This is a genomic window from Aliivibrio logei (assembly GCF_001691055.1).
Lineage (GTDB): Bacteria > Pseudomonadota > Gammaproteobacteria > Enterobacterales > Vibrionaceae > Aliivibrio > Aliivibrio salmonicida.
On sequence record NZ_MAJU01000004.1, the window covers coordinates 608,008 to 633,835 of the forward strand.

General features: G+C 38.6%; 25 protein-coding genes. 13 read left to right on the forward strand and 12 right to left on the reverse strand.

Translation table 11 applies throughout. The features are described 5' to 3' along the window. Nucleotides 1–477: 477 nt before the first annotated feature. A complete protein-coding gene (locus tag A6E04_RS02900; protein WP_023602806.1) occupies nucleotides 478–1,434 on the forward strand; it encodes an AEC family transporter in 957 nt (318 codons plus the stop codon). 155 nt (nucleotides 1,435–1,589) lie between these two features. On the opposite strand, the gene A6E04_RS02905 is transcribed toward A6E04_RS02900, so the two are convergent. Together A6E04_RS02905 and gcvA are read right to left on the reverse strand one after the other, a co-directional pair. Beyond that, a complete protein-coding gene (locus A6E04_RS02905) occupies nucleotides 1,590–2,552 on the reverse strand; it encodes a DUF3187 family protein (protein ID WP_026469665.1) in 963 nt (320 codons plus the stop codon). A 252-nt stretch (nucleotides 2,553–2,804) separates the two neighbouring features. Next, nucleotides 2,805–3,707, reverse strand: a complete 903-nt coding sequence (gene gcvA / locus A6E04_RS02910; protein ID WP_065609885.1) for a transcriptional regulator GcvA — start codon at nucleotides 3,705–3,707, stop codon at nucleotides 2,805–2,807. A 128-nt stretch (nucleotides 3,708–3,835) separates the two neighbouring features. Here gcvA and A6E04_RS02915 point away from each other — a divergent pair, with 128 nt between their 5' ends. Then, on the forward strand, nucleotides 3,836–4,507 hold the full coding sequence (locus A6E04_RS02915) for a cupin domain-containing protein (protein ID WP_065609887.1): 672 nt from the start codon (nucleotides 3,836–3,838) through the stop codon (nucleotides 4,505–4,507). Nucleotides 4,508–4,519: 12 nt separating this feature from the next. Further along, nucleotides 4,520–5,626, forward strand: a complete 1,107-nt coding sequence (locus tag A6E04_RS02920; protein WP_065609889.1) for a flavin monoamine oxidase family protein — start codon at nucleotides 4,520–4,522, stop codon at nucleotides 5,624–5,626. A gap of 68 nt (nucleotides 5,627–5,694) precedes the next feature. Here the strand turns inward: A6E04_RS02920 and pepE are convergent, their stop codons facing one another. After that, entirely contained in the window at nucleotides 5,695–6,432 is a 738-nt protein-coding gene (gene pepE, locus A6E04_RS02925) for a dipeptidase PepE (protein ID WP_012552222.1), read from the reverse strand. A gap of 473 nt (nucleotides 6,433–6,905) precedes the next feature. Between pepE and A6E04_RS02930 the strand changes: the two genes are divergently transcribed. Further along, on the forward strand, nucleotides 6,906–7,763 hold the full coding sequence (locus A6E04_RS02930) for a PA4780 family RIO1-like protein kinase (protein WP_012552221.1): 858 nt from the start codon (nucleotides 6,906–6,908) through the stop codon (nucleotides 7,761–7,763). 106 nt (nucleotides 7,764–7,869) lie between these two features. Here A6E04_RS02930 and A6E04_RS02935 read toward each other — a convergent pair whose 3' ends face one another. From A6E04_RS02935 to yddG, 3 genes are all read right to left on the reverse strand, one after another. Continuing rightward, entirely contained in the window at nucleotides 7,870–8,487 is a 618-nt protein-coding gene (locus A6E04_RS02935) for a lipase family alpha/beta hydrolase (protein ID WP_065609891.1), read from the reverse strand. 104 nt (nucleotides 8,488–8,591) lie between these two features. Then, the gene (locus A6E04_RS02940) at nucleotides 8,592–9,659 is read right to left on the reverse strand and encodes an AI-2E family transporter (RefSeq protein WP_023602801.1); all 1,068 of its coding nucleotides are present in this window, start codon (nucleotides 9,657–9,659) and stop codon (nucleotides 8,592–8,594) included. 148 nt (nucleotides 9,660–9,807) lie between these two features. After that, on the reverse strand, nucleotides 9,808–10,698 hold the full coding sequence (gene yddG, locus A6E04_RS02945; protein WP_065609895.1) for an aromatic amino acid DMT transporter YddG: 891 nt from the start codon (nucleotides 10,696–10,698) through the stop codon (nucleotides 9,808–9,810). Between the two features lie 267 nt (nucleotides 10,699–10,965). Between yddG and A6E04_RS02950 the strand changes: the two genes are divergently transcribed. After that, nucleotides 10,966–12,852, forward strand: a complete 1,887-nt coding sequence (locus tag A6E04_RS02950) for a methyl-accepting chemotaxis protein (RefSeq protein WP_017021578.1) — start codon at nucleotides 10,966–10,968, stop codon at nucleotides 12,850–12,852. 29 nt (nucleotides 12,853–12,881) lie between these two features. On the opposite strand, the gene A6E04_RS21085 is transcribed toward A6E04_RS02950, so the two are convergent. Both A6E04_RS21085 and A6E04_RS02955 read right to left on the reverse strand, forming a co-directional pair. After that, nucleotides 12,882–13,052, reverse strand: a complete 171-nt coding sequence (locus tag A6E04_RS21085) for a hypothetical protein (RefSeq protein ID WP_139078728.1) — start codon at nucleotides 13,050–13,052, stop codon at nucleotides 12,882–12,884. Between the two features lie 523 nt (nucleotides 13,053–13,575). Next, nucleotides 13,576–14,898, reverse strand: a complete 1,323-nt coding sequence (locus A6E04_RS02955) for a 6-phospho-beta-glucosidase (protein ID WP_065609897.1) — start codon at nucleotides 14,896–14,898, stop codon at nucleotides 13,576–13,578. A gap of 121 nt (nucleotides 14,899–15,019) precedes the next feature. Here A6E04_RS02955 and A6E04_RS02960 point away from each other — a divergent pair, with 121 nt between their 5' ends. Further along, nucleotides 15,020–15,937, forward strand: a complete 918-nt coding sequence (locus A6E04_RS02960) for a LysR substrate-binding domain-containing protein (RefSeq protein ID WP_012552253.1) — start codon at nucleotides 15,020–15,022, stop codon at nucleotides 15,935–15,937. Nucleotides 15,938–15,956: 19 nt separating this feature from the next. Here the strand turns inward: A6E04_RS02960 and trpS are convergent, their stop codons facing one another. Beyond that, nucleotides 15,957–16,994, reverse strand: coding sequence for a tryptophan--tRNA ligase (gene trpS / locus A6E04_RS02965; protein ID WP_065609899.1), 1,038 nt, complete (start codon nucleotides 16,992–16,994; stop codon nucleotides 15,957–15,959). A gap of 372 nt (nucleotides 16,995–17,366) precedes the next feature. Here trpS and A6E04_RS02970 point away from each other — a divergent pair, with 372 nt between their 5' ends. Genes A6E04_RS02970 through A6E04_RS02995 form a run of 6 tightly spaced genes read left to right on the forward strand, consistent with a single transcriptional unit; the run spans nucleotide 17,367 to nucleotide 22,606 of the window. Then, nucleotides 17,367–18,434: an ABC transporter substrate-binding protein gene (locus A6E04_RS02970; RefSeq protein ID WP_065609900.1), complete on the forward strand. Its 1,068-nt coding sequence runs from the start codon at nucleotides 17,367–17,369 to the stop codon at nucleotides 18,432–18,434. A gap of 8 nt (nucleotides 18,435–18,442) precedes the next feature. Next, nucleotides 18,443–19,264, forward strand: coding sequence for an alkaline phosphatase family protein (locus A6E04_RS02975; protein WP_065600459.1), 822 nt, complete (start codon nucleotides 18,443–18,445; stop codon nucleotides 19,262–19,264). Then, nucleotides 19,261–20,148 (forward strand): ABC transporter permease, encoded by an 888-nt coding sequence (locus A6E04_RS02980; RefSeq protein WP_065609902.1) that lies wholly within the window; start codon nucleotides 19,261–19,263, stop codon nucleotides 20,146–20,148. The genes A6E04_RS02975 and A6E04_RS02980 overlap by 4 nt, the downstream gene beginning before the upstream one ends. Further along, nucleotides 20,135–20,923, forward strand: coding sequence for an ABC transporter permease (locus A6E04_RS02985; protein WP_017021573.1), 789 nt, complete (start codon nucleotides 20,135–20,137; stop codon nucleotides 20,921–20,923). Before A6E04_RS02980 ends, A6E04_RS02985 begins: the two co-directional genes overlap by 14 nt. Continuing rightward, nucleotides 20,920–21,939 (forward strand): ABC transporter ATP-binding protein, encoded by a 1,020-nt coding sequence (locus A6E04_RS02990; RefSeq protein WP_065609904.1) that lies wholly within the window; start codon nucleotides 20,920–20,922, stop codon nucleotides 21,937–21,939. The genes A6E04_RS02985 and A6E04_RS02990 overlap by 4 nt, the downstream gene beginning before the upstream one ends. A 1-nt stretch (nucleotide 21,940) precedes the next feature. Continuing rightward, complete coding sequence (locus A6E04_RS02995; protein WP_017021571.1) at nucleotides 21,941–22,606, forward strand: HAD family hydrolase; 666 nt, start codon at nucleotides 21,941–21,943, stop codon at nucleotides 22,604–22,606. Nucleotides 22,607–22,636: 30 nt separating this feature from the next. On the opposite strand, the gene A6E04_RS03000 is transcribed toward A6E04_RS02995, so the two are convergent. Continuing rightward, a complete protein-coding gene (locus A6E04_RS03000) occupies nucleotides 22,637–22,846 on the reverse strand; it encodes a hypothetical protein (protein ID WP_012552261.1) in 210 nt (69 codons plus the stop codon). 291 nt (nucleotides 22,847–23,137) lie between these two features. After that, complete coding sequence (gene cspE / locus A6E04_RS03005) at nucleotides 23,138–23,347, reverse strand: transcription antiterminator/RNA stability regulator CspE (RefSeq protein WP_012552262.1); 210 nt, start codon at nucleotides 23,345–23,347, stop codon at nucleotides 23,138–23,140. Between the two features lie 477 nt (nucleotides 23,348–23,824). On the opposite strand from cspE, the gene A6E04_RS03010 reads away from it, so the two are divergent. Continuing rightward, nucleotides 23,825–24,031, forward strand: coding sequence for a hypothetical protein (locus A6E04_RS03010; RefSeq protein WP_017021570.1), 207 nt, complete (start codon nucleotides 23,825–23,827; stop codon nucleotides 24,029–24,031). Between the two features lie 77 nt (nucleotides 24,032–24,108). On the opposite strand, the gene A6E04_RS03015 is transcribed toward A6E04_RS03010, so the two are convergent. Then, the gene (locus A6E04_RS03015; protein ID WP_023602795.1) at nucleotides 24,109–25,713 is read right to left on the reverse strand and encodes a mechanosensitive ion channel family protein; all 1,605 of its coding nucleotides are present in this window, start codon (nucleotides 25,711–25,713) and stop codon (nucleotides 24,109–24,111) included. Between the last annotated feature and the right edge of the window lie 115 nt (nucleotides 25,714–25,828).

The following is a 25,828-nucleotide window of genomic DNA, read 5'->3' on the forward strand; positions in this document are numbered from 1 at the left end:
TTCACCTATTAATAATGGTGAAAAAATATCATTATCTTCAATTAAACATGGTGTTTAGTTATTCCACCTATTTATTCATTCAAAATGCCTTCTTGTTTATTTTATGATTTACCATCGTAGTTAAATAAAAATCACCTCAATATTGCATAGTTAATTGATGGGAACGGGTTCTACCACGCTAACGTTTACATACTGAAATTAAAAATACCGTGGTTCTTTATGTTCGTATTTGCATCAATTCACCTTCTAGAGTCATTCATAAGATCTCTTTAGTTACTAAAACGAACAAAACAAAACATTCACAAGAAAGATAAATACCGATAACGAACAGGCTTTCACCCAATGTGTTAATGAAAAAATCAAAGTCATCGCACTGTTCAAGTAAAACAAGGAAAAGATGTGGATATCCACAACTGAAATTTGATTTTTTGTGTGTAAAATAAACACTTCTACTAGGAAGCGACGAAGAACATAACTATGGATAATTTAATCACTCAACTGCTATTTTCAGCATCAATTACAGGCCCTATATGCTTAATGCTGTTTCTTGGTGTTGTACTGAAACGCATTCACTTAATTAACGACAACTTTATTGAAGTCGCTTCTAAGCTCGTATTTCAAGTCACCTTACCCGCGATGCTCTTTTTAAGCATCGTAAATTCTGAGCATGATTTCTCATCCAGTAGCCGTTTAATTATTTATGGTCTTATTGCAAACTTTGCTTTCTTCTTATTTACCACCTTTTCAACTAAGCTCGTTTTTAAGGATAAGCAAGATCACGGCGTTATTATTCAAGGCGGGTTTCGTGCGAACACAGCCATCATTGCACTGGCTTATGTTGCTAACGCTTATGGTGATTCTGGCGTTGCTTTAGCCGCTATTTATGTCGCATCAACTACTGTGCTCTATAATATTCAGGCCGTTATTGCCTTAACACCAAAAGAAGAGCATAACGAAAAACAAGCGTTTGGGGTGATAATTAAAACACTCACTAAAAATCCGTTAATTATTGCGATTTTATTGGGCGTTGTGTGTTCATTTCTCTCAATCCCAATCCCTGAGATGGTCACTCAAGCAGGGCAGTACTTCGCTAACATGACACTGCCTTTGGCATTATTGTGTGCGGGGGGGTCACTAAACTTAAGCTCAATGAAAAAAGACAATGGCCCTACGTGGTTTGCTACTAGCTATAAACTTATATTAAGTCCCTTTCTAATTACCGCAGGTGGCATCATGTTTGGCTTTAGAGGATTGGATTTAGGTTTGCTATTCTTTATGAGTGCCGCGCCAACCGCAGCGGCCAGTTATGTAATGGCAAGAGCCATGGGAGGGAATGCAACATTAGCGGCGAATATCATTGCCCAAACAACCGTTGCTTCATTAGTCACTTGTACGGTAGGAATATTTATTTTGTCTTCATTTAGTTTGATTTAAAATCAATACGTTATATTTTTAACATTATCTTCTATGAGAAACGGACTGGAAAACTAAAAAGCCATATCCTATAAGTATTAGGGTAACTTTGCTGAAGTACCAATATTCCCCAGAGAACTCATCCTCCTGTTCTCTGGGATTTTTTTATCCATCAATTACAGTACGTAGCGCACACCAAACGTAAAGGCAATATCAGTAGAGTTATCCATATTCACCGCATTCTCTATCACTGAAAACTCAAACGCTGCCGCCTCTAATAAATATCGATAACCTAATACGTATTCATGTGATGCTTCGGCATAATCTCCCCCCTCATCAAGCGCACCCTCATAAATATGATATGACGTTACAAGATGGTGAGAGGGAGTAATTGCATACCCATAACCAATAGCAAACGCAGCCGTATTCTTTTTATAAGGAATAGAAGTGCTTAATCCCGCGTCTCTGAACGTCACACCGACAGTCGAAAATAAGGCGTGTTTTTCATAACTAAAACTGTAATTTGCTTGAAGACCTTGCTCAAAGCTATCACGCTTAAATGAACCGCTGTTTACGTGGTTTAAATACAAACTTGCCCCTAGGCTAATTGCATTGTATTGATTTGAAAACACTTCGTACTCAAGATAACTATGTAAAGCACTCGATAGCGTTTCGCCTTCAAAATCTTCAATTTCAACACCGTACTTAGGGATAGAAATATTGAAACTATTATTATCTACTTCATCTCGTCCGTTCTGACCAATACCAAAAAAGTCATGAAAGCCATAAACAAACGAATCTAATCCATTATTACCGGCATAACTGTATTGATATTTAAGTTCTGCTTTAAGCTTTGATGTCACTTGCCATTGAGCCCCCGTAATGACCTGATTCTGATAATAATCCATATTGAAGCTTTCAGAATGTGCCCACACACTGGCGATCGTTCCCGTCGCAAACAATTCGACGCTGTCTTCTTTTAATGCAAAGGCGGAACGAAGTTCAGTAGTGAGCGTATTTGAATGAAGAGGAGCTTGAGCATAAATCTTCATTGGCGTAACCGCAGTATCTGCCGTCGCCAAAGAAGGATATAACCCAATAACAAAGGTCGATAATAAAAGAGACGTTATTGGCTTCATAGTAATCACAATAATTTACGCATAATTAATAGCTACTCATGCAATGATTACAAAAAGTAGGAATGAGATTCATATTTACAAACACTATTATCATTATGTTATCTCCTCATTCCAAATTGATCATAATTTGATGAGAGCTAGATCAACTAAAATGTAGATGCGCGTTCATTTAAAAAACAGTTTATAAAACAGATACCTCTTTAATATTAATAGAGTATATAAATTGCGCAAGTTCATTCACTTAAGTGATAGCTATGTCGCGACTTGATCTAATAACCAACGCTTAAATACCGCAACCTTTTCATTAGACACTGCACCCGGTTTCCAAACGATGTAATAAGCTAATTTGATATTACATTGCAACTCAGGAAAAGGCTGTACTAAACGCCCCCCATCCAGATCCTCTTGTACCAATACACTTCGACCTAATGCCACACCTTGACCACTTATCGCTGCCTGAATAACAGAAGCAGAATTGTTTATCTTCAATCCTTTATCTGTATTTACATTGTAAATTCCATTCTGTTCAAACCAACCACTCCACGAAGGAAAGCCACTCTCTTTAGGTAAAGAAAGATCATGCAGTAATGGAAAATCAACCAATGATTCCACGCTATTCAATCCTTTCTTTAGCAACTCAGGAGAACAGACCGGAAAAACAGACTCGGTCATTAACAAGATGTTATCTAGCCCATCCCACTCCCCTTTACCATAACGAACACCAATATCAATGCTCTCGGCAAGGTAATCAACGGTTCTAATATTGGTATCTAATCTCAGATCCCATTCAGGATGCAATGTTTGGAAGTCATCAATACGCATTAATAACCATTTCGCGGCAAACGCAGGGCTGACCGCCACGGTTAAAATAGTATTAACTTCAGCTGGCTTTAATAAAGCTAATCCTTGAGATAAATGCTCAAAACCACGAGTAATTTCAGGTAAGCCCTGCAAGGCTTCTTTGGTTAATGCTAACCGTGATACCCCAGAAGAGCGCCTTTCAAACAAAGAGATCCCTAACCATTCTTCTAACAATTTCACTTGTTGACCAATGGCAGCAGGCGTGACATTCAATTCTTTGGCCGCTAAAGAAAAGCTCAAGTGACGAGCAGAGGCTTCAAACGCTTTCAAGCCATTTAAATGATTTAACTTCATTCACACTCCTTATTCCAACATTAACCATTAAAGAAAAACTTTAGTGTAAGTATAGAAGTTCTGGTTTGTTACACCTAAAGAAAAATAACACAATAGATGTAATTACTCGCCATTCACGCAGGTTTACCATGAAACTACACACTGACTTATCGCTACAAGCGAACGCTTTTTTCACGGCATCAACATGGGTCCCATCCCCTATTAAAGAGGTGACTCGTAAGATGTTAGAACGTGATGGCGGTGAGATCGCAACAGCCACGTCTCTAGTAAATTATGAATCAGACAGTTATTTTTCTTCTCATGTACACACTGGCGGCGAAGAGTTTTTAGTACTCGAGGGAACTTTTGCAGACGAGCATGGTGACTACCCTGTTGGTACTTACATGCGCAATCCAGTAGGAACGTCACACGCTCCCGTAGTGATAGATGGCTGCATGATTTTAGTCAAGCTAGGGCAATACCAAGACGGTGACAACACACCCGTTCATATTGACACCCAAACTCAGCCCTTTAACAACGACTCTGCACGTCATGGAGTTCAGTTTCAGCCATTGCACACCTTTAAACATGAGGCAGTTCGCCTTGAACAATGGCAAGCCAATCAGACCATTGAACTTGAAAACCAAGGTGGAATAGAAATACTGGTCATTGATGGATCATTTACCCATGAGCACATCAGCTATGAAAAATTTGATTGGCTTCGTCTGCCTATTGGTGAGTCATTGCAAGCAATCATCGGGCAGCACAACTGTACCGTCTGGATAAAAACAGGCCACCACTTACACCAAATTCAAGCATAAGCGAGACAAAAAATGAAAACAGAGTATTTGATTGTTGGTGCCGGTTTAAGTGGGCTATACATGGCACATCAACTTGAAAAAATGGGAAAAGAGTATCGAGTCATTGAAGCGAGAGAGCGCATTGGAGGCAGAATTCTATCGTCACCAATTTTATCTTCATCAACGAAATTATCTCCATTAGATAGCGTAGACATGGGCCCATCTTGGTTTTGGCCACAAATGCACCCACGTGTTACGCAACTTATCGATGATTTAATGTTACCTATTTTTTCACAATACTCTCAAGGCGCTTATTTACTCGAAAATCAACAAAACAGCACACCAATACGTTATGACTCTGGATTTGAGCAATCGCCTACCTCCATGAGAATTGCGGGCGGTATGCAAAGTGTTGTTGATGCGCTACTCGCCTCTTTACCTTCTCATCGAGTGCAACTAAATAGCACGGTAACTCATGTGAGCTATCAAGAGAACAATCACTCTTCTGTTACTTTGATGCACAAGAATCAGCCAGAGACGATTGAAACGGCCCATGTGATTTTTGCCATGCCGTTACGCCTTTTAGCTGACCGTGTTGTTTTCACGCCAAGCTTGCCGAAAGAAACAACGCAACATTTTAGCTCTACAGCAACATGGATGGCGGCACACGCAAAGTTTTTTGCTATTTATGACACGCCTTTCTGGAGAGAAGAGGGATTATCAGGCTCTGCCAGCAGCCGCATAGGGCCATTAGTTGAAATCCATGATGCCAGTACGTTTGGTGGCGTTGGCGCTTTATTTGGCTTTGTCGGTGTCGATGCAGCAACACGTAAAAAAGCAGGAGAGGCAGTAATAAAACAAGCCGCAGTAGAACAATTGACTCGAATTTTTGGTGAGAAAGCCAGTCACCCGATTGATATAAAGCTAATTGATTGGAGCCAAGAAATTCATACTGCCACCCTTGACGATCATCAAGCACCGACAGCTCATCCTCGTTATGGCTTATCTTCATCAACTAAGGCCTTAAGCAACTTACATTGGTACTTTGCAGGAACAGAGGCAGCGCAAGATAATGGGGGCTATTTAGAAGGCGCATTAGAAGCCGCTGATGTGGTTATTGCAGAACTCAATCTAGATTAAAAATAAAAAGGCCAAGTTATCGAGTAACTTGGCCTCCTCTTAATCTATCGCTTTACGACAAACATAAATTAACAGCTGTGTTCCATTAAGAATTGAACATCATCTTCTGCACTGTAATACACAGGATCTTTACCATACGAGAATAACTTCAACGATTTCTCATTGGCAGTATGGTAGCTTAACTTACCGTCAAGAATATGCAGCCATGTGCCTTCAGGGATCCCAACAACCGGTTCGTGTTTATTGATTTCTAAAAATTCTTGAATACGTTCATCACGCGTTTCACCAAAGTGCCCTTCAACAGACGCTTCTAAATAGTGCGGATTAATTTGAAATGGCACTAAGTTTAGCGAAGGAAGAATCGCCCCTGTGATAATTGGCATATCATTCGTCGTACGGATCGTTGGGCAACCAATGTTTGTGCCCGCACTCCAACCAATGTATGGGATACCCTTATCCAATACGGCTTTTCTTATTGGACCAACAAGCCCTAAATCATGCAATGTTTTATTTAATACCCATGTATTACCGCCACTCACCAAAATCCCATCGGCTTCTTGAATCGTTTTTACAGGGTCTTCTGAACGGTGCAGACCCGTTACTTTACAATCTAGACCTAAGTGGTCAAACGTCTGTTGAACCAAAGCAACGCGGTCATCGTGACTAGAACGAATCACCGCATAAGGGATAAGCACTAAATTCTTTGCTTTAGTACGTTGAATTTGTTCAACAATTGCTTCACTCGCAAATTCCATTACGTAGTTGTTACCAGAAATCTTGCCGTTACTTAATAATAAAATATCCATTGAAACTGCCTTATGTCTATTTAACATCACTGTTTACTTCTATCCAATTCAAGTAAAGTAAGTGATAGGATTACGAAAAGATGATACCAATCTTGATCAGTCGCGGTTCAATTTTGCATGAAAAATTGAACCGAACAAAGTATAAATTGTGGTTAAATTGCCACGCTAATGGCACAATTAATAACACAGCAATGATCGACTTTAACAAGTAGAATGATCAGATACTTATGTTAATTGGTGTAAAACCATATCAGAAATAATGAGGTTAAAACTTGTGTTAGATCGTATCTGTAGTCTATAAATTAAGTCTAAATTAAAAGAAATATTCGCTTGATCACAAACAAGACAGAAAATAACTTATCACCAAAACTTGTGACAAAGCAGAATATAGGCATAATGCCCTCTAAATTTACACATAGTTCAAAAACACGTCACACTTTGCGACGTTACCTACGCTCATAATTGAAGGTGCAATGAAAATACCAAACAGATTACTGCCATTAGTTGAAGATGGTTTAATAGATGAAGTTCAAACCCAATTAATGAGTGGCAAAGAAGCGGATGTCTACATAGTTCGCAGTGGCGACGATATTAAATGTGCCAAAGTTTATAAAGAGATTGAGCAACGTAGCTTTAAACAAGCGGTTGCGTATCGTGAAGGCCGAAAAGTAAAAAACAGTCGTCGAGCTCGTGCGATGGAAAAAGGCTCTAAATTCGGTCGTGACGAACAAGAAAAAGTATGGCAAAACGCTGAGATTGATGCACTGTACAAACTATCAGCCGCTGGAGTTCGTGTACCACAGCCTTATGGTTGCTTTGATGGTGTATTATTAATGGAGCTCGTTACCGATGATGAAGGCTCTGTAGCCCCTCGCCTGAACGACATTTCATTATCTAAAGAACAAGCATTACGTGATCACGATTTAATGATCCAATACGTCACTCGTATGTTATGTGTCGGCATCATACACGGTGATTTATCTGAATTTAACGTGTTAGTTGATCACCTTGGCCCAGTCATTATCGATTTACCTCAAGCCGTTGATGCATCAGCAAACAACAACGCTAAATGGATGTTAGAGCGTGATGTCAACAATATGACTACGTACTATGGCCAATATGCGCCTGAGCTGCTTGGTACTGAATATGCTAAAGAAATGTGGGCTTTGTATGAAGTTGGCGAATTAATGCCAAACACAGTGCTAACAGGCGTATTTGTGGACAATGGCGAAGATGCCGATGTTGATGGATTGATGGCAGAAATTAATGCGGTCATGGAAGAGGCGCGTTTACGCAAAGAGCGTCAACTAGAAGATCAAGAATTCGATTAAGCAACACACTGTAGTCTCTAAATATTTAGTGTCTCATCGGCAGATGACGGATTATCTGCCTTACGTTTCAACCTATCACTCCCCCCTCTCGCTCAATGACGTTCAACTACCGTCTTTCAAACTCATGATTCGCAATAAAGTAATCTACTTGGTTCACTGTATCAGTCGCATAAATCAAACTCGTGTGAGAATATTTTAAGCACAAATGATCGCGTAAATCTGGCAATAATGTTTCTTCGACGGTCACCGTACCATCAGAAGGTTGCTTGTCTCTCATTATCGGAGTACGAATTCCAATCGGCATTGTCCCTGCAATAGAACCGATCGGGCAATCCGTCGTTAATTTGGTGACATCCACTAAACCTTGTTCTTTGGAGTTGCCTAAAATAAACCCTAATTTTTTGTTTTGAATTTCTTTCGCAATAGACGCGCCTTGAAGAGGTGAACCTATCGTAACAATACAATCAATCGGCGTATTCAAATCCTGATGCGAGTTTACAAAATTAATGGCTAAGATCCCGCCTAAGCTATGTCCGACCAATACATTCTTTTTAGATAACGATAAGCAACGATGAATGCGTTTAAACAATAGCGTTTCATTAATTCGCAATGAGTTATAGCTAATAATTTGTACGGTATGACCTTTCTTTTTTAACCGAGAGGCCATTGGTTTCATAACTACGCCATGCATATACAGACCATGCAATATGACTATGTTCGCCATTTTTCCCTCCCTTTTCATCCATCACGCTGTCAGCGTTTTTGCATCAAACTAATCCACAAATTTATTTATCAAAAGTACACCAATACGATGTATTTACAGAGCGATCATGCTTTGTTTTCTTTATCTTCATTCTCTAACCACACCATAAATAATCGATACGTTAAACTGAGAACCACCGCTCCAACAAATAATCCCACAATGCCTGACATTGCCATCCCACCCAAAGCACCAAGTAAAATAACGATCATTGGGATATCAGAACCTCTGCTTAATAAAATTGGTTTTAATATCGCATCACTGCTGCCAATTAATAGACACCAAATTAAAAAAATCACCGCAGTTGTGGTTGTATCGACACTAAATACATAAAAAATCACAGGTAAAAGCGCTAAAATAGGAGGCAATTGAATAATCGCGACCAACAGAACTAATAAAACCCAAAGACCAAGAGCAGGCACACCGACTAAGGCCATCCCTAATCCCGCCATTATTGCTTGAATAACCGCAACACCAATAACCCCTTGAACGACACTTCTTACCGTAGTTCTCGATAATGCCGTCAGCGCTTTGCCATGTTCGCCAGTTAAACGGTCAGTAACAAGAATAAATGCTCGCTCACACTTAGCGGCATTCGCCATGAAAACACCCGAAATAATCGTTGATACGATGAACTGAATAAACCCAAAACCAAGAGAACCCGCTAAAGACGCCGCTTTACCAGCCACCACTTTAATTTCGCTGCTGTATTTAAATAAGAGACTCTCAAGATTTGAAGAAGCCTGTAACATAAAAGCATACGCTTTATGTCCAATTAAAGGCCATTCCTGCATCGCGACGTTCGGTTTAGGGATCGCAATGGAGCCATCTTGATAACCAAAAAACAGTTCTGACCCACTCGTATAAATCCCTGTAGATACCGCGATTAAAGGAATAAACAGTAACAATACGCCAATAATGGTTAAGCCAATGCTAACTTTACTTTCACTCACTGAGGTTCTTTTACTAATAAAAGCGACAATAGGATACAGCGCCGTCGCAATAATACCGCCCCACACAACAAGTAAGAGAAACGGTTTTAGAATAGAGAAACACCATAAAACCAGAACAGAAAGTGCACTTATTTTAATAAAGGCATCAATTGCTTGATTCGAGAAATTATTGCTGAGTTTCATAAACATTCCTTGTTACATTAAAAGGTAAGTTATTAATTTTCATATATATACTACAACATTGAAATTTTAAATTTACGATAACCACATTTACGTTATGAATATCACTATAGTTCAAATCAATACTCTTATTTATCGGTAAGTTACCGTTTTATTTACTTTTCTCTCGAGTAAACCACCAACACAATAATGAGGCGACGGTCACCATTGTAACGCCTTGCCAGAATTGAACTGTTAATTCTATGTCTAAAATCCACGCAGAGAAGAACGTAGATAATACAGGAGTGAAATAAGAGAACGTTGCAAGTAGTACCATATTCCCACCAATGATCCCGATATTCCACAGTGCATAACCACTTCCCATAACAATTCCTGCTAATAACAAATCAATCATTACACCACCAGTAAAAACAAGGTTTCCTTCATCGCTGAACAGGTATTTAATCCAAAGAGAGAGTGCGGTTGCAATAAAAAACCACGTAATGGCATTCTTTCCATTCGCTAATTTTTTAGTGACATTACAATATGCAGCCCAAATAAATGCACCGACAAAAGCCAAGGTATAGCTCACAGGGTTTGTTGCCGCATTTGCCAATAACTGGGAAATGGAAAGCCCACCATCGCCACTTAATGTCCATGCGACACCAAAAAAGGACAATGCGATTGCGGGATATAATATTTTATTCACGGGCTTTCGACTGGCGACAACTGCAAATAATACGGTTAGAGAGGGCCACAAATAGTTGATGACACTCATTTCAACGGCTTGGGTTCTACTGTGTGCCATGCCTAAAGCCAATGATAAACACATTTCATAACTAACAAACATCCCTCCACCAATTAAGAGATATTTAGGAGAAAATAGCGTTAATCGAGGAGCACCAATAACAAGCACTAAAAAAATAGAACTGACGCTATATATCATGGCTGCGCCACCAATGGGACCAAGCTGTTCTGTCACATTACGGATCAACCCAACAATCAAGCTCCATAATAAAATAGCGGAGCAACCCGCTATCGTATATTTATATGATGTATTCACTCATTTTCCCTAATCGTAAAAATATTAAAAGCGACGAGCGCACTTTATCATCTTTAATAAACAATATATTGAATACGTAAGAAAAAACGGCACGAACCATGCTTAATAAATCTATGTACCCGATAATTATTGTCACTTCTATTAATAGACTCAATGTAATAGCAATGGCATTACTTATTTCAACATTGAAAAATACGACGACAAAGTTAAATAAACACTATTCAAAAAATTATTATTAATTAAACTATTATAAGATGAAAAATTATTATGCTTAAAAATTTATCCCTTAAAAATAAGCTCGCGATTTCCGCTGGTGCCGCCATTATACTCGGGGGAGTATTAGTTGAAGCTCTATCATTTAACGCCTCATTAGATCGATTAGATAATGAAGTAGAGCAACGATTAGAAAGCACAACGGCTTCATACAACCAATATGTAACTGATTGGATCCTATCAAAAGAACGCGCGCTGACCTCTTTGCCTAAAGAAGCCAACAAAGACGCCATTGTTGTTCACTTAAAACAAGTTCGTGATTCAGCGAAATTTGATAACGTGTTCCTCGCTTACCCTGATGGCTCCCAAGCGAATGCCAACGGTGTGATCCTGCCTCCAGGTAATGATGATCCTAGACAATGGGGTTGGTACACAAATGCCGTTGCTGCACCATCAAAGGTATTCATGGACAACCCAACGGTTGCCGCAGCAACAGGAGCAAATGTCGTCTCTTTAGGGAAAGCATTAAACCTACATGGCCAGCAAGTGGTTGTTGGTGCTGATGTTGAAATCACCGATATATTAAATAGCATGGAAAAAGTAATCATTCCAGGCGAAGGATTTATGTTTATTGCTAATAATAAAGGCAATGTTTTCACCCACCCCAATACCGCATTATTGAATAAGCCCGTGTCTGCATTGGGCCTCGATTTCTCAACGATTCAGCAAGCAACAAATAGTAATTCTGATATCACAATCGAGCTCGATGGTGAAAAATACATTATGTATGCTCAGAAAATAGAGGGAACCAGTCTAATTACAGTTAATGTAATTAATTACGATTCGTTAGTTGCACCTCTATTTGATGCGGTTTCAGGACAAATTATCGTTACTGCCATCGTTGTTATTATCTGTACTTTATTATTTAATTTATTATGTGGCATTCTGTTCCGTCCACTTAACAATGTTTCTCAAGCACTTGCTCAGATTGCCAATGGCAGCGGTGATTTAACCCAACGAATTCATGTAGAAAACAGAGATGAAGTGGGAGAACTGGCGAATAATTTCAATACCTTTGTTGAAAGTTTACAGTTGTTAATTCAACATATCCGCCAACAATCACAACAGTTAACCGATGGTTCAGAGCAAAGTACAACTCGTGCTAATAACTCAGTAAAAGAACTCAACCTTCAACAACAAGAAATCACCATGGTAGCCACTGCCGTAACCGAAATGGCATCTGCGACTCGCGAAATCGCCTCTCATGCAGAGCAAACAGCTCAAGCCGCACAAAACTCATCAAGCAGCACTCAAAAAGGACATTCTTTAGTGGTTGATACTAAAGCATCCATCAACAGTCTTGCGAATGAAGTGAGTGAAGCAAGCAATGTGATCAGTGAACTACAACAACATTCACAAGAAATAAATACGGTACTTGCCACGATTCAAGGTATTGCTGAACAAACGAACTTACTTGCATTAAATGCCGCAATTGAAGCAGCACGAGCAGGAGAGCAAGGCCGCGGTTTTGCCGTAGTAGCTGACGAAGTTCGAGTGTTATCACAACGTACACACACATCAACAGAAGAAATAAAATCGACTATCGACATTTTACAACAAACCACAGCTCGTGCCGTTAATCTAATGAAAAGCAGCTCTGAACTTGCGAATAACTCAGTTGAAGATGCCGATCGTGCCGCACTGGCATTAGAAGATATTAGCGCATCAGTCACGCTAATTAGTGATATGGCGACTCAAATCGCTACCGCTGCGGAAGAACAAACTCATGTAACAGGGGAAATAACACAAAACATAACGTCGATTAAAGACGTCACGGATCAACTGGTTATTGATTCAGAAGACAGTTTAACTCAATCCCATGACCTTAAAGAGCAAGCCGTTGATTTAAGCAAGAAAGTGGCAACCTTTAAGCTTTCATAAATACGAGTACTAAAAACAGAAGTGGTGGGTTAACTCACCACTTCTATTGTTTTATGCTGGGGACCTAAATACGTTCCTTCATCAATAAAGTAACGTAATGGTGCTTCGCACTCAGGACACTCAAAGATTTCATTTGGTTCAATCTCCTCATCGTTTACCCACTCCCAGCCAATATGCTCTTCGCAATTTGGGCATTCCATTTTTATACTCCAACAAAATTTTTCAGAGTGTAAGCAGGATAAGTCCAAAAGTCATTACCTAACTTTCTTTAACCAGAAAACAAAAAAGGACCTCAATAATGACGTCCTTTAAATTACGATATACATAGCTGTAATTAGTTATTTACATAATGTCACTAATTACGATGCCCTAAAACCAAAAAACTCCTGACAATCAGGAGTTTTGTTTTTTACCATTTTTTAGCCGTATCTTTTGCAGTGTCTTTCCAGTATTGAATTCTCGCACGTTGCAATTGGGCTCTTCTTGTTTTTTTCATAGATACTTCCTTTATCTCTCGCTCGTCTTTGAGCTGCTGTCATAATTCTTAATGACCTACCCAATCTATAGTAGAGCTGATCTGTTTGCGAGGATCAAGATCACGAATATTTAAAAGTACTCCGTATTTTTACTTCTATTTTATGATCTAGGTAACAGTTTAGAGCCCCTACTCACTAAACTGCCACTTAGGGTTTTATGACAAAGGAAAGAAACAACTATTTGAAATTACTCTACTAAATGACGAAATTGAGGCATGAAATCCATATTCTCTCTCACGGTCTCTTCTAATGCTTTGTCTAAAATAGTTCCCGTATTAACCAATGGATTTAAGATCAGCGCGCGTTTAGCTAAATTTAAATCCCCAGTAATTGCGGCTTCTACGGTTAACGTTTCAAACTCTTTCATTAGTTGGATTAAACGTAATGTATCGGTTGGAAATGGCGCTACATTTAATGGCAATGGACCATACTTCGTAATCATTGCACTCACCTCTACAGTACAATCATCAGGTAAACCTGCAATCGTGCCATTATTGCGAGTATTTACATGCATTATTGTACGCTTGTCGTTATAGATAGAACTCATTAACTCACAAGCCGCTTCTGAATAATATTGACCACCACGTTTTTCTAACTCTTTTGGTTTTTCATTTAGCTCAGGGTTACGATAAATATCAAACAAACGATCTTCCATCTCCTTAACGACTTCACCACGCGTCCCTTCACCATCCGCTTCTTTGATTTCTTGCTGCATAATGTCATCACTCATGTAGTAATAACGTAAGTATGCACATGGGATCATCCCCATATTAGAAAGTAGCTCTTTTGACCATGCAAAAGGAGGGATATTTTTAGGTACTAATTTATCATTACCAGATAAAATTTCGTTAACGATTTGTGGTAACTTGTCTTGACCTTCATGCAAAATTTGACGAGCCCAAATAAAGTGATTTAACCCTGCAACTTGCATGATAATGTCTTCTTCTTTTGCTTTCAGTATTTCTGCAATCCCTTTTTGCATAATCACGGGAACATTACATAGCCCAACAGTTTTTACATTCGTGTGTTTTAATACTGCTTCCGTCACCATTCCTGAAGGATTAGTAAAATTAAGTAGCCACGCATCAGGGCACAATTCTTCAATGTCTTGACAAATATTAAGCGTTATAGGTATGGTTCGACAAGCATTTGCAAAACCACCAAGACCATTCGTTTCTTGGCCGATCATTCCATATTTTAAAGAAATACGCTCATCACGAATTCGGCCTTCAAGGCAACCGGCTCTAAATTGAGAACAAATAAAATCTGCCCCCTCTAAAGCTTCTCGACGGTTTAAAGTTACTTTCACTGTAATCTCTAAATTTTCACGCTTAATCATGCGGCGAGCCAATCCAGCAATAATGTTTACTTTTTCTTTACCATCTTCAATATCTACCAACCACAATTCACCCAATGGTAATTCATGTTTACGTTTTAATAACCCTTCAATTAACTCTGGCGTATAACTTGAACCACCACCAATAACAGCGATTTTTAAAGATGTTTTCATTATTGCTTCCTCATTACAGATTAGTTGCATTAATTAAACGGGAAGTTGACTCGTTGAACAAACCATATAAGAATACCTATAGATTAGGTAGGCTAATCCATAGGTCAACAGTGAGAACATCATGAATAATAAACAATCACTCTTAACCAACTTGTATACCTTCAATATAGCGGCAAAAAGTTTGAGCTTCACTTTAGCCAGTGAGCAACTTTTTTTAACCCAAGGAGCGGTAAGCCAGAGAATCAAACAACTTGAAGAGCAATTAGGTTTTAATTTATTTATTCGTCTCACTCGTAAATTAGAGCTTACAGAAGAAGGGAAACGTTTGTGGGATGTGCTTGATACATCTCTTGAAGCCATCTTCTCCGAAATAGAAGATATTCAATTTAATGAACTCAGCGGAGAGCTTTATATCGGAGTTGCTCCCACCTTCGCTCAATCATGGTTAATGCCCAGATTGCCTGAGTTTCAAGCTCTATACCCAAACCTTGATTTAAAAATCCGAGTAAAAGCAAGCCCGCTCGATTTTAAACATGAACCGGTCGATCTCGCTATTTATTACAGTAATGGGCTTCATCCAGATTTACATTGTGAAAAGTTATTTGACGAATATTTAACACCAATTTGCACCCCAGAATATGTAAATAAACTACCAAAAGACGTATTCAATATTGATGCCGTTTGTTTAATTCATTGTACTGAATCGTTAGAGTCTATTCGCACTGATTTTGAATGGACATATTGGCTATCTATGACAAATAACCCAACACCAGTTCAATCAAATAACTATGTCTTTAATCATTCTGAAATGGCGATATCCGCCGTTAGAAATGGAATGGGAATTGGTATAGCAAGAACACGCCTAGTCGATACTTACCTTAACAATGGGGAATTAGTGACTCCTTTCGAAGCGATCCCATCCAATTTAAGCTATAACTTAATTTGCCCAAAAGGACAAGAATTACGCCCTAAATATCAAGCATTTACTCGCTGGTTACGAACTAAAATAGACCAACAAGCAAAGTCTTCATCATCTTAATCCATAATAGAAAAACCATTTAAAACAACGTCAAACCAAATGCTTTTTTCACATTATGTAAGACTTGGTTTGATTCTTCTTGAGATTTTTGGCTGCCTTTTTTCAGAATATCAATAAGCTGCGATTTATCTGAAATGTACATTTCTCTGCGCTCTCGAATTGGTCTTACTATCTCTTGTAGGCACTCTTCTAAAATTTTCTTTGTCGTACCATCCCCCAAACCACCTTGTTGATATTGGCTTTTTAGCTCGTTGATATAAGCCGCATCAGAATGAAAAGCATCTAAATAGGTAAACACCACATTGCCTTCTACTTGACCTGAGTCTTCAACTCTCAAATGAGTAGGATCGGTATACATCGCTTTAACCGCTTTAGAGATATCTTTTACGCTTGAGCTTAATAGTATGCAGTTTCCCATCGATTTCGACATTTTACTTTTGCCATCAACGCTAGGTAAACGCGGCATTTTACTTAACAATGGACGGCACTCAACAAGCACTTCTTCTTGAGCGATATGATTTAACTTCCTTACTATTTCGTTTGTCTGCTCTATCATCGGTAATTGGTCGTCCCCCACCGGAATTAAGGTTGCTTTAAACGCCGTAATGTCCGCTGCTTGACTAATTGGGTAGGTCAAAAACCCAGTAGGAATCGAAGAACCAAAGGATTTATTCGCAATTTCATTTTTTACGGTTGGATTTCTTTGTAGACGGGCAACCGACACAAGATTTGAATAATACATAGTAAGTTCTGATAACGCAGGAATAGCTGATTGTAAGCAGATAGTTGTTTTTAAAGGATCAATTCCGACAGCAAGGTAGTCAGCCACCACATTTAAAATATTAGAAGACACTTTATGAGGGTTATGTCCGTTGTCCGTCAGCCCTTGTAAATCAGCAACTAAAATGGTTTGCTCATACTGATGTTGCAGCTCAACTCGCTGTTGCAAAGAACCAATAAAATGCCCTAAATGCAATTGTCCCGTAGCTCTGTCGCCAGTTAATACTTTTTCTTTTTTAACGGATTGATGTGTCGTTGTTTGAGTGTGATTTTTCATAATATTGCTCCTAATAGACCATCGGAGACACATATTATGGGTATTCATAAGCAGTCTTCCGACGGCTTTGAATAGATGTGATTCAGCGCCGCTCTATAAAATAGAACGCCACCAACAAATTGAGAGGTATGTAGCTTGAGTATTCATAATCATGCTTACAAACTATCATCATAAAAATAAGGACTCAAGCACTATTTGTTAATCCTTTATTGGATGAAAGAAATAACGTTATGCCCTCTTTTTTCACCTCACACTGAAACATTAATGACATCAAAATCCACTAAAACTGTCAGAAATCCGCCTCAAAATCGTCACAAACTCTCTCTAGGATGACAATCAAATTATTGATGTAGTCCAAAAGGATAGAGACGAATGAAAACATTACTAACCAGTGCAACATTAATTGCGACAACCCTATCTACACCGCTATTTGCTAAAGAAGCAGATATTCAATCTCTTGTGAATGCGGCGAAACAAGAAGGTCACATTTACAGTGTTGGTATGCCAGGAAGCTGGGCAAACTGGAAAGATACATGGAATGACCTAGGAAAAATCTACGGATTAAAACATCAAGATACCGACATGAGCTCAGCTCAAGAAATCGCAAAATTTTCTGCAGAAAAGAAAAATGCAACGGCTGATATTGGTGACATTGGCTTTGCCTTTGCACGAGTCGCGGTTAAAAAAGGCGTCACTCAAGCGTATAAACCAACGACTTGGGATTCCATTCCTGATTGGGCAAAAGACAAAGAAGGGCATTGGGCTCTAGCTTACACGGGCACTATCTCATTCATATCAAACAACCAATTAGTAAAAAATCCACCAACATCGTGGAGTGATTTATTAGAAGGTACATACAAAGTCAGCGTAGGAGATGTTGGGGTTGCAGCTCAAGCAAACAATGCCGTTTTAGCGGCGGCATTTGCTAATGGTGGCGATGAAAGTAACTTAAAACCAGCCATTAAATTCTTTGCTGAATTAGCAAAACAGGGTCGTTTGTCTTATACCGATCCTGGCTTAGCAAACTTAGAAAAAGGCGAAGTTGAAGTGGCTATCTTATGGGATTTCAACGCGTTGAATTATCGCGACAAGCTCGGTCATAATGAATCAGGGCAGGCACGTTTCAGCGTAAATATCCCTCAAGATGGTTCGGTTATTTCAGGCTACACCACCATCATCAATAAATTCGCTAAAAACCCGAACTCAGCAAAACTAGCCCGTGAATATATTTTCAGTGACCAAGGGCAAATCAACTTGGCTGAAGGCTACGCTCGTCCAATTCGTAGCGACGTAGTATTACCTAAAGCCATCCAAGACAAATTAATTCCAAGCGACCAATACACTAACGTTCATCCTGTTAGTGACTTCAAAGCATGGGAAAAATCCGCGCGTAAATTGCCTCGTCAATGGCAAGAAAACGTCCTTATCAATCAACAGTAGAGGTTGCTATGAACAATAAGGTTATCCTTGTTGTTCTTGATGGACTTAATTACCAAGTAGCCCGCGATTGCATGGGCTACTTAAATGGGTTAATTGAGCACCAAAGAACAACGCTATATAAAATTCAATCTGAATTGCCGTCGATGTCTCGCCCACTCTATGAGTGCCTGCTCACCGGTGTGTCTCCAGTCGAAAGTGGCATTGTAAACAACAATATAGTGCGTTTATCTCATCATGAATCAGTATTCAGCTTAGCCAGAAAACAAGGCCTAAAAACAGCGGCTGCCGCTTATCATTGGGTCAGCGAACTTTATAATATCGCCCCTTATCATGCAGTACGTGATCGCTTTACTGATGATGAAAATCTGAATATTCAACATGGTTGTTTTTATCATTGGGATCACTATCCAGATGAAGCATTATTTCTAGATGCAGAGCACCTTCGTCGTACTCACCAACCCAATTTCTTATTAATTCACCCAATGAACATTGATGATATTGGACATAAATTTGGCTTAGATTCTCGCCAATACAGAAACAGCGCACGCGTGGCCGATATCATTCTGTCTAATTATATTGATGATTGGGTTCGTGATGGTTATCAGATCCTCATTACCAGTGATCACGGCATGAATAACGACTTATCACACGGTGGGATCTTACCAGAAGAACGAGAGGTTCCTTTGTTTGTCATAGGTCATCGTTTTAGTCATCAAGATCCAGATCTTAAAAACATAAAGCTAAAGCAAACCGATATCTGCGGTTCTATATGTCAATTATTGGCACTTGAACACGACAAACCTTATTCTCAGGAATTATTAGCATTATGAGTAGTTCTGTAGTCACTCATTCTAAAAATAGCCCAAGTAAGCGATTACCATTGTGGTTACATAAAATAAAACCTGCGATTTGGCTCACTCCATTGGCATTATTTTTCTATTTATTTCAATTAGCTCCGATGATTTGGGTGTTCATCAATAGTTTTATTTATGAAGATGAATACTCTTTCGAAAACTATCAAGAAATATTCGATTCAAGCTTTATGCTACAAGGGTTTAGTAACAGTTTATGGCTGGCTATTTGGTCAAGTTTTATTGGGCTCGCAATTGCTACTTTATTGGTTTCATCATTACGAAGAATTGACAGCAAAATTCGTGATGGCGTTATTGCCTTTACCAATATGAGCAGTAACTTCTCAGGCGTACCACTCTCTTTTGCCTTCATTATTATTCTAGGCGTTAATGGCGCATTCACTTTGCTACTCAAGCAATATGGTCTCATTGATGATTTTAATTTATATGGCCAATGGGGCTTACTCACGCTTTATATTTACTTCCAAATCCCTTTGGGTGTTTTATTACTTTATCCCGCGTTTGATGCATTAAGCGATGATTGGCAGGCCGCTTCAGCGCTACTTGGTGCAAAAACATGGCAATACTGGATAAAAATCGCCTTACCTGTGTTATCACCCGCGTTACTCGGCACCTTCATCATTTTAATCGCTAATGCCATTGGTGCTTACGCCAGTGTGTATGCTCTCACCAATGGTAACTACAACGTCATTACCGTTCGTATTGCGAGTCTTGTTTCTGGAGATTTATTCTTAGAGCCAAATTTAGCCGCCGCTATTTCTGTCATCTTAATGGCAATACTGGCCTTCATTACCCTAATTAATCAGTGGCTTATTGCTAGGAGTTATCATGCAAAACGTTAACGCCACCTTTCACAAATCAGTCGTTTATTCTATTGTCGGTATCATGATGATCCCAATTATTGCGACGTTTGTGTACTCGATGTCTTCACGCTGGGGGGCGACAATCCTTCCAGATGGATTCACTTTGAACTGGTATGGACAACTATTAACAGACGAGCGTTTCATCGCTGCATTTGGGCGTTCATTATTTATTGGTCTCGCCGCATTAACGTTGAGTGTTGTACTTATTATTCCCGCTATTTTTGTCGTGTTTTATTACTTCCCAAAACTCGATAAAGTGATGAACATTCTCATTCTACTGCCCTTTGCGGTTCCACCTGTCGTGTCATCCGTTGGGTTATTGCAAATCTATGCTGACAGTAGTATCCCTTTAGTTGGAACACCCTGGATACTCATCGGAACCTATTTCACTATTGCATTGCCATTTATGTACCGCGCCGTCGCGAATAGTTTTGAAGCCATCAATTTACACGATCTAATGGATGCAGCTCATTTACTAGGAGCGAGTACAACCAAAGCCTTTCTCTTGATCATTCTTCCGAATTTAAGAAAAGGATTAATGGCATCACTCTTCTTATCTTTTTCATTTTTACTGGGTGAATTTGTGTTTGCCAACATCTTAGTCGGCACGCGTTATGAAACTCTGCAAATCTACCTCTATAACATGCGACAAACGAGCGGACACTTTACGTCTGCATTAGTAATGACCTATTTCTTATTCATCTTTTTACTGACTTGGCTAGCAAGTCGTTTTAGCCAAGGGATCAAATCATGAGCTATGTAAGCGTAAATAAATTAACGAAACGTTTTGGTGATAATACCGTATTTGAAAATGTGCATTTCAACATTGAAAAGGGGGAATTCATCACGTTACTAGGTCCAAGTGGTTGTGGTAAATCGACACTACTTCGCAGCTTAACGGGCTTAGATCCCATCAATAACGGCGAAATTTGGGTAAATGGCGAAAACATCACAAATCAAACACCACAACAACGTGGCATTGGGATGGTGTTTCAATCTTATGCCTTATTTCCCAATATGACCGTAAAAGGAAACATCGCATTTGGTTTGAAAATGAAAAAAATCGACGAAAATACGGTCGAAAAAGAGGTAAATAAAGTCATTGAATTGGTTGATTTGAATGGAAAAGAAGATCGCTACCCACATCAACTTTCTGGCGGACAACGTCAACGAGTAGCATTGGCTCGTGCGTTAGTTGTAAAACCTAGAATATTATTACTGGATGAGCCATTATCGGCATTAGATGCAAAGATCAGAAAACGCCTTCGCCAACAAATCCGTGATATTCAAAAAGAGCTGAACTTAACGACGATCTTTGTCACTCACGACCAAGAAGAAGCGATGATAATGTCCGATCGCATCTTTTTAATGAACCAAGGCGAAATCGTTCAACAAGGATCACCAGAAGAAATATACACCCAACCTGCAAATGAGTTTGTGGCTGGTTTCATGGGACACTACAACTTAGTTGACGCATCAAAAGCAAAACAACTCTTTGATATTGAAACAAAGTGGAAAGTCGCCATTCGTCCAGAATCGATTTATGTAAAAGAAGAAGGTCGGCACTATGCCGAGCATATTTCAGCCCCAAAACAAGGCATTATTAAGAGCCACCAATTACTTGGTAATGTTATTCGCTACCAAGTCGATGTAAATAATTGCGATCTTACCGTCGATTTATTGAATCGTTCTTCAGAAAGGCTGTTAGCCGCAGGAAGTACATTAGACTTACTCTTTAATCTTAACGAAATTCAACCAGTGAGAGCTTAATATGATGCAACCATTGTACGTATTTGATATGGATGACACGTTGATCAACGGTGATTGTGCCATGATTTGGAATGAGTTCTTAGTGGATAAAGGAATTGTCACGGATCCTAGCTTTTTAACGGAAGATAAACGTTTAATGGCACTGTATTCGCGGGGTTTGATGGATATGGAAGATTACCTTGCCTTCTCAATGCATCCATTGAAAGCCGTGGCAAAAGAAAAAATCACAGAACTTACGGAAGAATGTGTCGAAGAGCGAATTTTGCCTTTATTGTTTCCCGAAGCCAAAACACTAATTCAAGAATTAAAAAACGATAACATAGATATTGTGATCATCTCTGCATCAGTCACATTTTTAGTTAAAGCGGTCGCTAAAAAAATTGGCATTGAACATGCTATTGGTATTGATTTAAAAGAAAGAAATGGTTATTACACTCGCCATATATTAGGTACAGCAAGCTATAGAGAAGGGAAAGTAACGCGACTAACGGAATGGCTAGGTGGAGAAAAAAATACCTATTCTGATATTCACTTTTATACCGATTCTATCAACGATTTACCATTGTGCTTGTACGTGGACCATACGTACTTGGTAAATCCTTGTGAACCACTAAAAAGCTATTCAGAGAAAAAGAATTGGCCAGTGCTATTTTGGGGGAGCCAATAAAAGTTCAGTTAAATCTAAAAACGTGATTAATTAGTAAGAAATTGAAAAGTTGCCAATAGAGTGATTATCGCTATTGGTAATACTTCCTTCGCCCGTCTCTTCACAATATGAAAATTGAATATCAAACGTATTCAAATTGCCTTTGATTAAGACATTACGCAATAAAACATCACTGTTTAGTTGGTGAATTGGAGCGTCCCATGAAACATTATTTTTGAAAATAGTAAAACTTACGTTCATTTAGTACCTTTGGATTTATAAATAAGAAATATGCTTAATTTTTGACCTGCATTTTTTAAATAGAATGAGGCTAAAAAATTAATTTAAATGATGTAATAGATTGATGTTACAGAAAATGATTGGATTAAAACTAAAATAGTAGAAGTAAATAAGAGAGGTTAGGACAAGTACAAAACAGGAGCAGATGTTTGAAATGTTTATATCTTACAGAGTAGAACTAAATCGAGTGTTAATAAAGCATTTAAAAGTAGCGCAAATGGTATAAATACCATCTGCGCAACTTATTTGAAATTAAGCAGCTACAACGTTCGCAGCTTGTGGGCCTTTTTGGCCTTGCTCAACTTCAAAAGAAACTTTTTGGCCTTCAGCAAGAGTTTTGAAACCCTCTGAAGCGATAGCACGGAAATGTACGAATACGTCAGCGCCGCCGTTATCTTGAGTGATAAAACCGAAACCTTTCTCTTCGTTAAACCATTTAACGATACCAGTTGTTTTAGACATGTGATGTCCCTTATATATTTAAATTCATAAAAAATCGCATAATGCGATGCGCTTAGAGCTTGAATTATTAAATGTGACTACAAAGCTAAGGGAAACACTGAGAATAACAACATTACGAAGAAATACTAAGGCTTACTTTTACTTGATGTTCATTAACAACTCTGAGCAACAGAGCGAGATGGATAATACCCTACTGCCGAATATTGTAAAGATTTTTCTTCATCTATTTTAAAATAATTTTCATTCACCCGAAAATCAAGGCAGAAGGTTGCTAAACATAATACGTAGATCTTGCCTTTCTTTAGCGGAGACATTCAATCTTGTCGTCCCCCACAAATCACCCAGTTTTTTGAACACATCAAGGTCTGATAAAAAAGTAAACTTACATTACCAATAAAGGCGATTCAATTTGGCTTACCTTTCGTTATTATTGTTAACACTACATAACGACACCCTACATTAACGGAGCATAAACGAATGAACAAAATCATCCCATTTATCATGTTGGCCTTCTTCAGTTTACGCTTATTTGCCTCTGTAGGCCCTCATGTACAACAATTAGAGCATGATGGATTCACTATCTTACGTTCAGCTCTTATTGTCGGTGTCGTGTTTTTTGTTGTCTCTCTCATCATAAAGAAATTTAAAAAGCCATCTGACATTACTATCGATTCAGATAAATAGTCGCTTAAAATAAAAACAAAAAAAAGGAGTGATTCAGAATCACTCCTTTTTTATTTATTGTATTTTATACCCAGATATTAAGCATCATGCTTATAAACATGCACATCACGTTGTGGGAACGGAATGCTCACGCCTTCAGCATCAAAGCGTTTCTTAACGGTTTCTGTCACTTCCCAATACACATCCCAATAATCGTCAGTTTTCACCCATGGGCGAACAATAAAGTCGACTGATGATTCATTAAGAGTATGCAATTTCACCATATGTTCTGGTGATTTCAATACGGCAGGATGACTCGCTAAGATATCATTAAAGATGGCTTTCGCTTTCTCAATATCATCTTGATAACCAATACCAAAAACCATGTCGACACGTCGTACAGTCTCAGCCGTTACATTCTTAATAACATCGCCCCAAATCTTATTATTCGGGAAAACAAGCTGTTGATTATCAATTGTTTTAACAGTAGTCGACACTAGGTTCATGTGACTTACTTTACCCGTAATGCCTGCAATCTCAACTAAATCATTCACATCAAATGGACGATAAATTAAGATCATCATGCCTGATGCAAAGTTAGATAATGTATCTTTAAGTGCAAAACCAATAACCACACCAGCAACACCAAAGCCTGTTAATAGTGGTCCTAAATTGATACCAACTTGCGATAGCGCAATCAGAATACCAATTAACGTTACCAGCTTCGTGCCCATTGAAACAAAGAAATCTTGCATCAAATGACTGAATTTCATTTTAGAATGAGACACGCTTTTCTTTATCGCTTTTCTAGCTAAACGAGAAATAACTCGAGTTACCCATAAAATAATAATAAATATTAGCGTTTTTAAAACCAACGATGGCGCATTCTCAATCGCCCAATCCTTAAACCCGTTAGCCCACTCTTCAGTTAATCCATAAGCAACGCTTACGTCTAATACATCGCTATTAATATCGCCCGTAATTGAGAAGATAAGCTGTTTATATTTTGTAATATCAACGTTATTTTCTTCCATCAATGCCGTCGTTGCTTCTAAGCTTGCAACCATCAACGATATTCGCTCTGCCATGTTCACAGCATTTTGCTTTAGCGTTACTTTCTGCTCAGGAGAAGCAAATTTAAGACGTTGAGCAATATCATTTCGTTGTGAATCAAGATAATGAATAACATTAAATAATAGGTCAGCTCTAGTTTCTAGATCTTTTAAAATGTTTTGTTCTTCATTTGCAAAATCAATATTTAACGACTCACCCCAAGCTAACGTTTCAAAAGCTTCAACGTAATATTGGTCCATCATACCTAAGCGCTTTTGAGCCGCAAATTCTAGGTCAGCCTTCTCGTCACCGCTTGCTTTTCTTGACGCTTTAGTAATACGAATCAACTCTTTCTGACTGTATGCCAATAGTTGATTTACTAATTTCATTTCTAAGCGCACGGTTTCAACAAGTGCAGGATCTTTCGTTTCATCTTGAATTTTTTCAGAAATATTGTTTCTAATTTCTTCATTCTTTCGACGAAGTACATCTTCAAAAAAGAGCTTATCAGCAGGATCTGCCGCAGATAATTGTACTAAGCGTTCTTGTAAATTTTGCTGTGTTACTTTCATTTCATCAATGCTTTGTGCGTACGTTGGTGCAATAAAGCTCACCATCAATAGCAACAAAGCTACATATTTCTTAATCATAAAAAACGTCCTATATAAATCATGACCATATAATAATCTAAGCCTGTCTATTCTCGTGCATAACTCTTATCAATAATAGTGATAAATGATGACATTACGTTCACTTGTTGAGAAT